Source organism: Nocardioides sp. Iso805N, assembly GCF_000364605.1.
Classification (GTDB): Bacteria; Actinomycetota; Actinomycetes; order Propionibacteriales; family Nocardioidaceae; genus Nocardioides.
On the sequence record NZ_KB822576.1, the window covers coordinates 539,749 to 552,754 of the forward strand.

Sequence of the window (13,006 nt, forward strand, 5' to 3'; positions counted from 1 at the left end):
TACGCCGCTACGGCCCTCATCGGTCTGCGCGCGCCGACATCGCCTTGAGCCCCTCGACCATGATCTCGACCGCGAACCCGACGCGGTCGTCGCCGTCACCGGTCGTCATCACGGCTGCGAGCGACCTGAGCAGCGGGAACTCGTCGACGGGCAGCGCGGCGAAGTGATCGTGCACGGCAGCCACGACCGCGTCCTCGCCGTACGGCTCACCACTCTCCGAGGCCGTCGCGGCGCGCGTTCGCCAGACGTCCTCCTCGATCGCGACGGCGCCGATGTAGAGGGCGAACATGTCGCACGACCACGCGGCGAGCTGGTCCGGTACGCCGCCGGCGCGGCACAGCGCGAGCACGCCTTCGGCGTTGCGGAGGGCGCCCGGGGAGGTCGGGATCATCCCCAAGCTGGCGCGGGCGACGCCGGGGTGCGCTCGATAGACCGTCAACATGTCGAGGAGCGCCTGCTTGAGCTGCTCGTCCCATCGCGACGGGTCGGGCTCCGGCATCGGGAACTCGCGGGCCACCCGGTCGACGAGCAGCTGGTCCAGCTCGTCCTTGTTGGCCACGTGCGCGTAGAGCGAGGCCGGCCCGGTGCCGAGCTCCTTGGCGATCGAGCGCATGCTCACCGCCTCGTAGCCCCGCTCCGTCATCTGCGCCAGCGCGACGTCGACGATCCGATCCTGGCTCAGCCGCTCCTTGGCCGGGCCCGGGTCGCCAGAGGTGTGCACCCGGACCTTCACCGGCCCGAGCTGGAAGGTCTTCTCCCCCGCCATGCCCTAACCTCCTTGACACGAACACCGTTCGATCGTAGAACAGTGTTCGTAACCGGCGAACACTGTTCGCAATTCAATCACAGGAGCCCAAACCCATGTCGTCCTCCGAAACGACGTCCGCGCATCCGGGCGCCGCTCAAGCCGGCGGCAAGCTGCCGATCGGCTACCAGCACCGCTGGTTCGTGATGGCGGTGGTGATCATCGCCGACGTCATGGACCTGATCGACAGCACCGTCGCCCAGCTCGCCGGCCCGTCCATCCGTCGCGACATCGGCGGCTCGGAGACCACACTGCAGTGGATCCTCGCCGCGTACACGCTGACCTTCGCCGTCGGCCTGATCACCTCGGCGCGCCTGGGCGACATCGTGGGACGCCGCCCGATGTTCATCATCGGCATGGCGGGCTTCACGCTCGCCTCGCTGGCCTGTGGTCTGGCGCCGACGGCAGGGATCCTGATCGGGTGCCGCGTGCTCCAGGGCCTCTTCGGCGCGACCATGATCCCGCAGGGCTTCGCGCTGGTGAAGCAGTCCTTCCCCGAGGACGAGCTGCAGAAGGCGTTCATCCCGTTCGGGCCGATCATGGGCCTCTCAGCGGTACTGGGCCCGATCCTCGGCGGCTTCCTGATCGACGCCGACATCGCCGGCACCGGCTGGCGTGCCATCTTCTTGATCAACGTCCCGATCGGCCTTGTCGGCACCTACATCGCGTGGCGCCGGCTGCCGCACATGCCCACCACGCCGGGCACCAAGCTCGACCCACTCGGCTCGGTGCTGATCATGGTCGCCTGCGCGGCGCTGATCTACCCGCTGGTCCAGGGTCGCGAGCTCGGCTGGCCCGCCTGGCTGTACGGCGTGGTCATCGCGGCGCTGGTCGTCTTCGCCATCTTCGTCTGGAACGAGCGGCGCAGCGCACACCCGATCATCGAGCCCACGCTGTTCAGCCACCGCGGCTTCGTGGCCGGCCTGGTCTTCCTCGGCACGTTCTTCATCTCCATGGTCGGCCTCGGCCTGGTGATGAGCCTGTTCATGCAGCTCGGGCTCGGCTACACCGCACAGCACGCCGCGATCGCGCAGACGCCGTACGCGCTGGGGCTCTCGGTCGGCGCCGCGCTCTCCGGTGCCCTGCTCGGCCCGAAGCTCGGGCGGCACGTGCTGCACATCGGCCTCGGCATCGCGATCGTCGGCCTGGTCTGGTTCGGCAGCGTTGCCGGCGGCCTGGACCACGGCGCCAGCGCCTGGCACCTCTCGGGTCCGTTCCTGATCGTCGGCTTCGGCAGCGGGCTGATCTTCGCGCCGTTGTTCGACATCGTCCTGGCCGACCTCGGCGACAACGAGGTCGGCTCAGGCTCCGGGCTGCTCAACGCCGTCCAGCAGTTCGCCGGCGCACTCGGCGTCGCCGTGCTCGGCACGATCTTCTTCCACTGGCTGCCGGCGCACGGCTACTCGATCGCCACCCGCTGGGTGTCCTGGGTGACGCTCGGCTGCTATGCGGTCAGCTTCCTCGCCGTCTTCATGCTGCCGATGCGGGCGCGGGAGAACGCCGGGCACTGAGTGCTCCCGACAGCGCAAGAGCCGCCTCCGACATGTGGTCGGGGGCGGCTCTGTCGTGACGGGCGGCTGCCCGTCAGGCGGGCTGCATCTCCTGGATCGACGACTCGAGCAGGTCGGCGTGTGCCTTGACCAGCGAGTCGTTCTCCGTCTTGAGGGTGAGCACGAGCTCCTCGAGCTCCTGGACGCGCGCACGCAGCCGAGCGTTGTCGGCAGTGAGGTGGTGCGGCGTCCGGAGGTCGCTGTGCATGTAGCCGATCAGCGCCTTGGCCATGAGGGAACGTTCCTTCGTTGGATCGCGGTGGGCCCGGACGGGCCGTCTACCAGAGTCCCACCGATCATGCGCATGGTCAATCCGAGGTGGCCGCGACGACCTCGTCACGGTAGTCGCGCACGATCGCCTCGATGATCCTGGCACCGGCGCCGAGGTCGTCCTGGCCGGGTGCGGTGGCCCGAGCCGGGCGCCGCAGCGGATCGAGGAACCGGACAAGATCGATCTCGTCGTCGATCGCGGTCGTCACCTCCAGCCAGTCCTGGTCCTCGTTCAGCGCGAGGCCCGGCCCGGGCCTGAGCAGCCCGATCGGCCGGCCGAGGACGTGGTACTCGGCGACCAGGGAGCTCAGATCACTGATCATCGCGTCCGCCGCGAGCAGGGCCGGGGTGGCATCCATCGACTCGTCGAGCACCACGTTGGGCAACTGGGCGCAGGCGACGCGGAAGTCGTCGACATGCTCCTGAAGCCCTGACGCGAGGTACTCCGGGATCAGGCGCGGGTGCGGGCGCACCACCAGACCGAGGGACGGATGCTCGGCGACGTGGCGCAAGATCGGCTCGACCAACTCCTGGAACGTGCTGAGCCGTCGATCACCCACGAAGTGCGGGTTCCACAGGACCACGTCCTGCGTGCGCAGCGCGCGACGCAGCTCGGTGGCCTGCGCCGCCGCCACCTCGTCGGTGAGCAATCGCTCGCGCTTGGCGCTGCCCACGTAGCGGATGTGATCGGTCCCGGCGCGGCAGCACCGGGCGAAGTTCGCCACGGCACCACGACTCGGAGCGAAGATCCGCCAGGCCATGTTGTGCAGCGGCTGGTTGTGCAGCATGCCCAGGTTGACCGGATCGCCGGAGAGCGCCTGGGCATACGGCGCGAGCACCAGCCGGACGCCCGACTCGGCGATCTCCTGCGGGCTCAGGCCGGGCGGGGTGTTCCAGCGGGCGATGTAGGGGTCTGGCACCACCAGGACGTCGAGGTCGGCGAGTCGTCCTCGCAGCCACGCGGCGTCACGCAGCCTCACACCGCGCGAGGCGACGAAGGCCTCGACCTCCTCGCGGGGGTGCTGCTGGAAGTTCGCCGCCTCCTCCGGCACCAGCACCACATCGAGCTCCACGTCCGGGCGCTCGAGCGCAGCGCGCACGATCGAGTCCACGGCGCTCCAGACCTGGATGTGCTGCACCATCACCACGAAGCGCAGCGGCCGGGTCGGCCGGTGCACTGCGCGGATCTGCCGGGCGCGCGCCGAGGCATCCAGCTCGGTGCGGATCAGCTCCGGTGTGCCGCGCAGCCAGGAGGTGCCCGCGCCGTACGCGCTGCCGAAGCGCCGCCCGATGCTGCCGAGCATCAGGATCGTCCGAGCGTCCTGCCCAGGCTCACCCGTCACCTCGAGGCGGGCGATGGCCGGGAGCGCAGCGGCAGTCTCGGCATCCACCACCCGGGCCACCGGCGGCTCGCCATGGGGCAGCGCCAGCTCATCCCAGAGCCGGATGACGTCGCCGACCGCGTCCTCACCCGGCATCCCGCTCCTCGCGGAGAGGACCAGCTCGACCGGATCGCCGGCGCCGAACAGTGCAAGGGCCGCGGCCAGCACACCGGCACCCGAGGCGACATCGTGGAACGGGTACTCCAGATGGATGAGGACGGCGCTCACCGCACCCTCACCTCCGGGCGGATCGCGGCGCGGGCTGGCAGACCGGACAGAAGTAGGACGACCTGTTCATGAACGCCACCCGCCGGATCAAGGTCCCACAGCGCCGGCATGGCTCGTCCTCACGGCCGTAGGCGGCCAGCGAGCGGTCGAAGTAGCCCGACTGGCCGTTGACGTTGACGTAGAGCGCGTCGAAGGAGGTGCCGCCCTGGGCGAGCGCGTCGTTCATCACCTCGCGCACGTTCGCGAGCAGCTCGAGCACGTGGGCGCGGGTCAGTCGGTTGCCCGGTCGCTCGCCGTGCAGTCGGCTGCGCCACAGTGCCTCGTCGGCGTAGATGTTGCCGACCCCGCTGATGACGGTCTGGGTCAACAGGATCCGCTTGATGCCGCTGCTCGAGCGGCGTACGCGGGTGACGAAGGCGGCCTCGTCGAACAGCTCGTCGAGCGGGTCCGGCGCGATGTGGGCGATCTCCGGCGGCAGCTCCGCTCCCCCGGCGGAGAGCGCGAGGCCACCGAACATGCGCTGGTCGACGAAGCGCAGCTCGCTCGTCCGCCGAGCCTGTCGAGGCGCCTCGACAGGCTCGGCGTCCGACACGACAGGCTCGGCGGCCGAGAGGGTGAACCGCACCCGCAGGTGCCGCTCATCGGGTACGCCGACGGGCTGCACCAGCATCTGGCCACTCATCCCCAGGTGCGCCAGCAGGGCGTCGTCCGCCTCCGAACCAGGCGCAGCCAACGGCAGCCAGAGGTACTTGCCGCGACGCCGGGCGGCGGTGACCGTCCGCCCGGTCAGCGCCGAGGCGAAGTCGGCCGGCCCCGGTGCGTGGCGACGTACGGGGCGGGGGTGGAGGACCTCGACGGCGGAGATCGTGGCGCCCACGACGTGCCGCTCGAGGCCGGCGCGAACCACCTCGACCTCGGGCAGCTCGGGCACTAGTCGACCGAGGACGGAGCGGGCGGCGCAGCCTGCTCGGTGAGCTCCAGGTAGGCGGTCTCCGCGGCGGCCTGCTCGGCCTCCTTCTTGGAGCGCCCGACGCCGTTGCCGTAGAGCTTGTCGCCGACCCGGACCTTGGCGGTGAAGACCTTCATGTGGTCGGGGCCCTCGCCGCTGATCACATAGTCGGGTACGCCGAGGCCACGCTCGGCGGTGATCTCCTGCAGCGACGTCTTCCAGTCCAGCCCAGCACCCATCGCCGACGCCTGCTCGATGAGCGGGTCGAAGAGCCGGTGCACGACGGCAGAGGAGACCTCGATGCCGCCGCTGAGATGGATCGCGCCGATCACCGCCTCGACGGTGTCGGAGACGATCGATGCCTTGTCGCGACCACCGGTCGCCTCCTCGCCGCGCCCCAGCTTGATGTGCCGACCCAGACCGATGCCGCGGCCGACGCCGGCGAGGGCGCGCGCGTTCACGACCGCTGCCCGCAGCTTCGCCAGCCGGCCCTCGGAGAGGTCGGGGTGGGTGCAGTAGAGAGCCTCGGTCACCACCACGCCGAGCACGGAGTCCCCCAGGAACTCCAGCCGCTCGTTGGTGGGGATGCCACCGTTCTCATAGGCGAAGGAACGGTGCGTCAGCGCAAGCTCGAGCAGCTCGGGGTCCAGGATCGGATCCCCGAGCGATGCTCGAAGCTCGGCGTAGTTTGTCAGGAGACCAGGAAGGGTCAGAGGACCTGACGACGGTCGGCGCGGGCGCCGTACTGGCCGCACTCGCCGCACGCGCGGTGCGGAAGGTGCTTGGCACCGCAGGCGGGGTTCGCGCAGGTGGCCAGCGTCGGGGCGACGGCCTTCCAGGCCGAACGACGGTGACGGGTGTTGCTGCGCGACATCTTCCGCTTCGGGACAGCCACTGTTATCTCCTCGTGAAAAAAAGTCCGAACGCCCTTGCGGGCAACCCGGGAAGTCTAACGGGATCGGGGTGTTCGGCTCCAATCGGCCCGATCCCGGGGCGGGCACGCGGGTGGTTGCGACCCCCAGGAGTCACGACCGTTGCTCAGTCTTCGTCGCCCTTGAGCGAGGCGAGCCCAGCCCAGCGCGGGTCGATGGCCGCGTCGTGCGTGTGCCCCGGATCCTCCTTGAGCGAGGCACCGCACTCCTGGCACAGGCCGGGGCAGTCCTCGGAGCACAGCGGCTGGAACGGGATCTCCAGGACGATCGCGTTACGGATGGCGGTCTCGAGGTCGATGTGCTCATCGACCACGACGCTGAGGTCGTCGTCCTCCTCGTCGTCCCGTTCGGGAGCGTCGTAGAGGTAGAGCTCCTGGAAGTGGGCCTCCACCTCGTCCTCGATCGGGTCGAGGCAGCGGACGCACTCCCCCTTCAGCCCTGCGAAGGCACTGCCGGTGGCCAGGACGCCGTCCACGACCGCCTCCAGTCGCACCTCCACCTCGACCGGGTCGCCCTCGGGCACGGCGAAGACGTCGATGCCGAGGTCCGGCGGGGCCGGCACGGTCCGGGTGTACTCACGCTGGTTGCCCGCGCGACGGCCGAGGTCGCGGGTGTCGAGGACGAAGGGACCACGAAGGTCGATGCTGCTCACCCGACCATCCTACGAGCGCGGGGGCAGCTTCTCCCCAAGCGCGGCGAGCACGTACGGCGGCACGAACGCCGACACGTCGCCTCCGAAGGAGGCGACCTCCTTGATCAGGCTGGAGGAGACGAACACGTTGCCGGTCGCACCGGCCAGGAAGACCGTCTCGACACCGGTGAGGTGGACGTTCATCTGCGCCATCGGCAGCTCGTATTCGTAGTCCGTCGCCCCGCGGATGCCCTTGACGATCGCGACGGCGTCGATCTCGCGGCAGAAGTCCACGATCAGACCGGTGAACCCCGCCACCCGGACGTTCGGCAGGTCGGCGGTCGCCTCGCGCAACATCGCCATCCGCTCGTCGGGCGAGAACAGCCGGTTCTTGGAGACGTTGGTGCCGGTCGCGACCACCACCTCGTCGAAGAGCCGCGCCGCCCGCCGGAAGATGTCGATGTGCCCGTTGGTCACCGGGTCGAACGAGCCCGGGCAGACGGCACGGCGCATCTCATACCTCCAGAGGTCGAGTCAGGGTCCGGCGTGACCGTACCAAAGCGTCGACTCGCCGTACTTCCTGCTCCGCACGTCCTCGAACGTGGCCGGCCAGGTCGGCTCGGGGCTACGGGCGGATCGCTCCACCACCACGAGCGCACCCGGCACCAGCCAGCCGTTCTCGGCCAGGGCGGCCAGGTCGGCGTCGAGCGCCTCCTCGACCAACGGGTAGGGCGGATCCAGGAAGACGATGTCGTACGGCGCCGCAGGCGACTTGGCCAGCGCCGTCGCCACCGCGGAGGTGATCACGTTGGCCCGACCGAACCCGAGCGTCGCCGCGTTGCTGGCGATGATCCCCGCCGTCTTCTTGTCCTGCTCGACCAACGTCACCACGCCCGCGCCACGCGACCACGCCTCCAGCCCGACGGCACCGCTGCCCGCATAGAGATCGAGGAAGCGCAGCCCCTGCAGCGAGCCGCACCACGACTCGATCGCCGAGAAGAGCGCCTCGCGCACCCGGTCGCTGGTAGGCCTGGTCTGGGCACCACGTGGTGTGGTGAGACGACGTCCGCCCGCGGTACCCCCGATGATCCGCGTCACGCCTCAGCCCTTCTCGATGTAGTCGGCTTGCACCGAGCTCTCGATCCCCGAGACCTCCCGGGCGAGCAGCGGTGCCTGGTGCAGGTGCACATCTTCGTCCAACAAGGCGTTCGCAGCAGCGCGGGCCTCGGTGATGGTGTCCTCGTCGCGCAGCACCCGCAGGTTCTCCAGGCTGGAGCGACCGCCGGACTGGGCAGCACCGAGGACATCGCCCTCACGGCGCTGCTCGAGGTCCACGCGAGAGAGCACGAAGCCATCGGTCGTGCTGGCGACGGCATCGAGACGCTCGCGTGCCGGCGTACCGGGTTCTGCGTGGGAGACCAGCAGGCACAGGCCGGGCAGGCCGCCGCGGCCGACCCGGCCGCGCAGCTGGTGCAGCTGGGAGACACCGAAGCGGTCAGCGTCGACGATCACCATCGCCGTCGCATTGGCGACATCCACGCCGACCTCGATCACGGTGGTGGAGACCAGCACGTCGATGTCGCCGGCGGCGAAGGCCCGCATGGTGCGGTCCTTCTCCTCCGGTGCCAGCCGACCGTGCAGTACGGCGACCCGCAGCCCGTGCAGCGGACCCGTGGACAGGTGCTCGGCCAGCGCGACCACCGAGGCCAGCTGGGTCGGCTGCGCCTTGATCGCGTTGCCGTCCTCGTCGAGGTCGACCGCGTCGGTCTCACCCTGCTCGGAATCGTCGCCGGTGATCCGAGGCGCGACCACGTAGGCCTGGTGGCCCTTGTCGACCTCCTCGCGCAGCCGCTCCCAGACCCGGTCGATCCATTGCGGCCTCTCCGCGAGCGGCACCAACGAGGTCTGGATCGGAGCACGACCTGCCGGGAGCTCGGTCAGGGTGGAGACCTCGAGGTCTCCGAAGACGGTCATCGCCACGGTCCGCGGGATCGGCGTCGCGGTCATCACGAGCACGTGCGGCGGCGTACCGGCCTTGTCGGTGAGCGCCGCGCGCTGTTCGACGCCGAAGCGGTGCTGCTCGTCGACCACCACCAGGCCGAGGTCGTCGAAGATCACCTGGTCCTGCAGCAGCGCGTGGGTTCCGATGATGATGCCTGCCTCGCCGATAGCGATCCGGCTCAACGGCTCCGTGCGCTGGGCCTTGGTCATCGAGCCGGTGAGCAGCTCCACCGTCGTACCGCCGCCGAGCAGCCCGCCCCCGGCCAGCTCCCCCAGCATTGCGCTGATCGAGCGGAAGTGCTGCTGCGCGAGCACCTCGGTCGGCGCGAGCAGCGCGGCCTGGCCTCCGGAGTCGACCACCCGCAGCATCGCGCGCAGCGCGACCAGCGTCTTGCCCGACCCGACCTCGCCCTGGAGGAGGCGGTTCATCGGGTGTGGCTGCGCCAGGTCGTGCTCCAGCTGCTCCCCCACCTCCCGCTGGCCCGCGGTGAGCTCGAAGGGCAGCGTCGCGTCGAACCGCTCGAGCAGGCTCTCTCCGGCAGGATGGCTTCCTCCGGTGCGGGCCTGGGCGCCCTGCGCCATCAGAGCACGTCGGCGCCTGCCGAGGACGAGCTGCAGCGTCAACGCCTCGGCGAACCGGAACCGTCGCTGTGCCTCCTCCACCTGCTCGAAGTTCGAGGGTTGGTGGATCTGGGCGAAGGCGGTCCGCAGATCGATGATCTGGTGATCGTGACGGATCGACTCCGGGAGCACGTCCTCGATCCCGGTGACCACCTCGCGGGCGAACCTGATGGCACGCTGCAGGTCCCAGGACAGGACACCGGCCGTGAGTGGATAGATCGGGAAGACGTCGGTAAGCGCCTCGATCGTCATGGCGGCGTCCTCCGGGACGCCCTCGCCACCGGCATCGGAGGCGTCGGCGAAGAGCACCATCTGCGGGTTGGTCAGCTGCCACTGGTTGCGGAACGAACCGGCCTTGCCGATGAAGACGCCACGCGTCCCCGGCGCGAGCCGGGCGGCGTTCCACTCTGCGATGTGCTTGCGCTTGGCGAAGAAGGTCATCGACAGGCGCGGACCGTCGGTCTGCAGCATCGTCTCGACACGGTACGCCGGACGCCCCGTCCGACGGTCGGTGTAGCTCGCCATCCGGGTGCCCACGATCTCACCGAGCACGGTGAGCATGAGGCCCTCCTGCAGCTCGGAGACCTGGGTGAGCTTGGCCGTGTTGAGGTAGCGCCGCGGGAAGTGGTGGAGGAGATCGCCGACCGTACGCAGGCCGAGCCCACTCACGATCCTCTCTGCTTTCTTGTTGTCGCCCAGGACGGACTGGACGGGCGATTCAAGCGTGATCACTCGACCGCCACCAGCAGTGGGTAGCGGGTCTGGCCGCCGGCGTAGCAGACCACGTCGACGCTGGGATGGCGCTCCTCCACCCAGTCCCGAGCTGCCTGCGCGAGAGTGCCCTCGGCATCTTCGGCACCGGACACGAGGGTGACCATCTCGCCACCGCCGCCGAGGAGTCGGCTGATCACGTCGAGCGCCACTTCGTCGAGTGTCCCGCCGACGCGGACGAACTCGCCGTCGATGACGCCCAGCGTGTCCCCGGGCTCACACGGGCCGGCGAGGGTGAGCGCACGCCGGTCGGCCGTCGTGACAGCGCCGTGGCGCGCATGCCGCGCGGTCGCCGTCATCTCCAGCACATCCCTGTCGAACGGCGTCGCCGCGTCGTGCACCGCCATCGCGGCCAGGCCCTGGACCTGCGCGATGGACGGGATCACAGCCACCCGCAGTCCGTGGTCCTGCTCGACCGTGCGTGCGGCCGCCTCGGCGTACCGCATCGTGCGGAAGTCGTTGGGCAGCACGATCACCTCGGCCGCACCTGTCGCCACCAGTGCCGCGACCAGGTCGGCGGTCGTCGGCCGGTCTTCCAGCACGACGGCTCCGGCAGCCTCGAACAGCTCGCGCAGGCCGGGGCCGCTCGCAGCGGCGACGACCGCGCGGCCGGTACGGGTGGGTGTTGCCTCCTCCGGGTTCTGCCGCATCAATTGCTCCGCACCGTGCCGCATCAATTGCTCCGCACCGTGCCGCATCAATTGCTCCGCAAAGTGCGTCACCCTCACCCGATACGGCCGCCCGGCGGCGATGCCAGCCTCGATCGCCGCGCCGACGTCGTCGACGTGCACGTGGACGTTCCACAGTCCCTCGCCGCCGACCACGACCAGGGAGTCGCCGAGCGGGGCGAGAGCGCTGCGCAGCGTCGGGATCGAGGTGTCGGGCGCATCGAGGAGGAACATCACCTCGTACGCCGGCCCGTCCTCGGTCAGGTCGGCCTGTAGCCCGGCCGGCATGGGTGCGCGCTGCCGCAGCGGCGCCTCGAACGGCCGCCTGCCCGTCAGCGCACGGTCGATCGCGTCGAAGATGACGCTGACGCCGCGGCCACCTGCGTCGACCACGCCCGCCTCGGCCAGCCGGGCGAGCTGGTCCGGGGTGCGCTCGAGTGCCTCGCGCGCGGCATCGGCCGCCGCGGCCACCACGTCACGGGTGCGTGCGGTCAGGTCCAGCGCCCGCTCCACCCCTGCTTCCGCGGCCACCCGGCAGACGGTCAGCATGGTGCCCTCGACCGGCGTACCGACAGCGGCGTACGCAGCCGCGCTCGCCAGGCGCAGCGCATCGGCGAAGACCGACGCCCTGCGCTGGCCCTCGTCGGCACCCGCCAGCCGACGCAGGGCCGCGCCCAGCATCTCCGCCAGGATCACGCCGGAGTTGCCACGTGCTCCCAGCAGGGCGCCGCGCGCGTAGGCGGCCAGCGCATCGTGAGCGTCGTCGGTCTCGACCTGGTAGAGCGCATCGCGCGCCGACGTGGCGGTGAGGAAGAGGTTGGTGCCGGTGTCGGCGTCCGGAACGGGATAGACGTTGAGCTCGTCGATCTCCTCGCGGTGCGCGCCCAGCGCGTCGGCCGTCACGTCGGCGAACCGGCGCAGCAACGCCAGGTCCAGCATCACCACCGCCTACCCCTTCCGAGCTCATCCGCGGACGAGGGCACGGTTCGCCCAGAGCCGCGTCACTCGATACGCTTGGAAGGCATCAGAGTAGTGGGGTCACCCGCGATTTCCGCCGGGGACCGTAGATCGGCTACTCTCGTTCGGTTGCCAGCGCCAGTTCACGGTGTGTTCGCACAGAGATTGCGCGAGGCGACATCAGACCTAGACACACGATTTTTCAGGAGTTCACGGTGGCTGCCGTCTGCGACATCTGCGCCAAGAAGCCGGGCTTCGGCAACAACCGGCCGTGGTCCCGCAAGATCACGAAGCGCCGCTTCGACCCCAACATCCAGCGCGTGCGCGCCGTTGTCAACGGCACCGCCAAGCGCCTCAACGTCTGCACCGGCTGCCTCAAGGCCGGCAAGGTCACCCGCTGACCCGTCGCTGACTTCGACGAAGGCCGCTGCCCCACGGGCAGCGGCCTTCGTGCTTCCTCTCCGAGAATCTCCACGCGGCGGGGCCGCTCCCCTCTACGCTCACCCGCGTGAGCGACGTACCCGCCGGCTGGTATCCCGATCCGGCCGCTGTCCCCGGTTTCTCGATCCTGCGCTACTGGGACGGGCTGCGGTGGACCGAGCATGTGCACCACCAGGCCGTCGTCGCCGTACGACAGACGCCGACGACTCCCGACGGTCAGCCGTTGGCAGGCTGGTGGCACCGGGTCGGGGCCACCGTCATCGACGGCATCTTCGCGATCATCGTCGGCACCGTCCTCACGCTGCCGGTCCAGATCTCCATGCAGCGCGAGCAGCGGGTGCTGAACGAGGAGTTCCAGCGGCGCCTCGACGCGGGCGACCCGCATGCGCTCTCGTGGTTCGTCCACCATTTCCTGGACCAGTACCGGGACCACGCATGGATCTACGTGCTCTTCGGCCTCGTCCTGATCGTCGCGCACAGCGCGTTCCTGCACCTGTGGGGCGGTACGCCGGGGCAGCTCGTCACCGGCCTTCGAACCCGGCTGCGCGAAGCGCCTGGGCCGCTCTCGTGGGCACGTGCGTTCGTCCGAGTGATGGCCTACAGCGGCGCGACGGCCATCCTCCAGGTCATCGCACTCGCGTCAGGCTCACTCGCCGTGGTGGGCGTCACCTTCCTGGTCATCAACGTGTGGGCGGTGCTCAACCCGCTGTGGGCCGCCTGGGACGGCAAGCGCCAGGCGCTGCACGACAAGCTGGTCGGCAGCAACGTGGTCCGCGTCCGCCGCTGACGCCCCGGGCAGC

The 13,006-nt window shown here is 70.0% G+C and carries 14 protein-coding genes; 3 read left to right on the plus strand and 11 right to left on the minus strand.

All coding sequences use genetic code 11. From position 1 onward, the window contains the following. Nucleotides 1-16: 16 nt before the first annotated feature. The gene (locus H036_RS22040) at nt 17-766 is read right to left on the minus strand and encodes a TetR/AcrR family transcriptional regulator (RefSeq protein ID WP_017934045.1); all 750 of its coding nucleotides are present in this window, start codon (nt 764-766) and stop codon (nt 17-19) included. A gap of 95 nt (nt 767-861) precedes the next feature. Here H036_RS22040 and H036_RS0106855 point away from each other — a divergent pair, with 95 nt between their 5' ends. After that, complete coding sequence (locus H036_RS0106855; protein WP_017934046.1) at nt 862-2,316, plus strand: MFS transporter; 1,455 nt, start codon at nt 862-864, stop codon at nt 2,314-2,316. Between the two features lie 73 nt (nt 2,317-2,389). Here the strand turns inward: H036_RS0106855 and H036_RS0106860 are convergent, their stop codons facing one another. From H036_RS0106860 to H036_RS0106905, 10 genes are all read right to left on the minus strand, one after another. After that, entirely contained in the window at nt 2,390-2,587 is a 198-nt protein-coding gene (locus H036_RS0106860) for a hypothetical protein (RefSeq protein WP_017934047.1), read from the minus strand. 76 nt (nt 2,588-2,663) lie between these two features. Continuing rightward, entirely contained in the window at nt 2,664-4,235 is a 1,572-nt protein-coding gene (locus tag H036_RS0106865; protein ID WP_017934048.1) for a CDP-glycerol glycerophosphotransferase family protein, read from the minus strand. Nucleotides 4,236-4,242: 7 nt separating this feature from the next. Next, entirely contained in the window at nt 4,243-5,166 is a 924-nt protein-coding gene (gene mutM, locus H036_RS0106870; protein ID WP_017934049.1) for a bifunctional DNA-formamidopyrimidine glycosylase/DNA-(apurinic or apyrimidinic site) lyase, read from the minus strand. Then, complete coding sequence (gene rnc, locus H036_RS0106875; protein ID WP_017934050.1) at nt 5,166-5,939, minus strand: ribonuclease III; 774 nt, start codon at nt 5,937-5,939, stop codon at nt 5,166-5,168. Before rnc ends, mutM begins: the two co-directional genes overlap by 1 nt. Continuing rightward, the gene (rpmF, locus tag H036_RS0106880; RefSeq protein WP_017934051.1) at nt 5,894-6,079 is read right to left on the minus strand and encodes a 50S ribosomal protein L32; all 186 of its coding nucleotides are present in this window, start codon (nt 6,077-6,079) and stop codon (nt 5,894-5,896) included. The genes rnc and rpmF overlap by 46 nt, the downstream gene beginning before the upstream one ends. A gap of 143 nt (nt 6,080-6,222) precedes the next feature. Next, nucleotides 6,223-6,768, minus strand: coding sequence for a YceD family protein (locus H036_RS0106885; protein ID WP_017934052.1), 546 nt, complete (start codon nt 6,766-6,768; stop codon nt 6,223-6,225). Nucleotides 6,769-6,777: 9 nt separating this feature from the next. After that, nucleotides 6,778-7,260: a pantetheine-phosphate adenylyltransferase gene (coaD, locus tag H036_RS0106890; RefSeq protein ID WP_017934053.1), complete on the minus strand. Its 483-nt coding sequence runs from the start codon at nt 7,258-7,260 to the stop codon at nt 6,778-6,780. 21 nt (nt 7,261-7,281) lie between these two features. Beyond that, nucleotides 7,282-7,845 (minus strand): 16S rRNA (guanine(966)-N(2))-methyltransferase RsmD, encoded by a 564-nt coding sequence (rsmD, locus tag H036_RS0106895; RefSeq protein WP_026145853.1) that lies wholly within the window; start codon nt 7,843-7,845, stop codon nt 7,282-7,284. 3 nt (nt 7,846-7,848) lie between these two features. Further along, complete coding sequence (locus H036_RS0106900) at nt 7,849-10,101, minus strand: DEAD/DEAH box helicase (RefSeq protein WP_017934055.1); 2,253 nt, start codon at nt 10,099-10,101, stop codon at nt 7,849-7,851. Beyond that, entirely contained in the window at nt 10,098-11,747 is a 1,650-nt protein-coding gene (locus H036_RS0106905; RefSeq protein ID WP_036487719.1) for a DAK2 domain-containing protein, read from the minus strand. Before H036_RS0106905 ends, H036_RS0106900 begins: the two co-directional genes overlap by 4 nt. A gap of 233 nt (nt 11,748-11,980) precedes the next feature. On the opposite strand from H036_RS0106905, the gene rpmB reads away from it, so the two are divergent. Then, nucleotides 11,981-12,166 (plus strand): 50S ribosomal protein L28, encoded by a 186-nt coding sequence (gene rpmB, locus H036_RS0106910; RefSeq protein WP_017934057.1) that lies wholly within the window; start codon nt 11,981-11,983, stop codon nt 12,164-12,166. A gap of 107 nt (nt 12,167-12,273) precedes the next feature. Beyond that, on the plus strand, nt 12,274-12,993 hold the full coding sequence (locus H036_RS25285; RefSeq protein WP_017934058.1) for an RDD family protein: 720 nt from the start codon (nt 12,274-12,276) through the stop codon (nt 12,991-12,993). The last annotated feature ends 13 nt before the right edge of the window (nt 12,994-13,006 follow it).

Coding starts and splice junctions, on each gene's coding strand:
- H036_RS22040 (WP_017934045.1), bottom strand. CDS start 766: ATGGCGGGGGAGAAGACCTTCCAGCTCGGGCCGGTGAAGGTCCGGGTG.
- H036_RS0106855 (WP_017934046.1), top strand. CDS start 862: ATGTCGTCCTCCGAAACGACGTCCGCGCATCCGGGCGCCGCTCAAGCC.
- H036_RS0106860 (WP_017934047.1), bottom strand. CDS start 2,587: ATGGCCAAGGCGCTGATCGGCTACATGCACAGCGACCTCCGGACGCCG.
- coaD (WP_017934053.1), bottom strand. CDS start 7,260: ATGCGCCGTGCCGTCTGCCCGGGCTCGTTCGACCCGGTGACCAACGGG.
- H036_RS0106905 (WP_036487719.1), bottom strand. CDS start 11,747: ATGCTGGACCTGGCGTTGCTGCGCCGGTTCGCCGACGTGACGGCCGAC.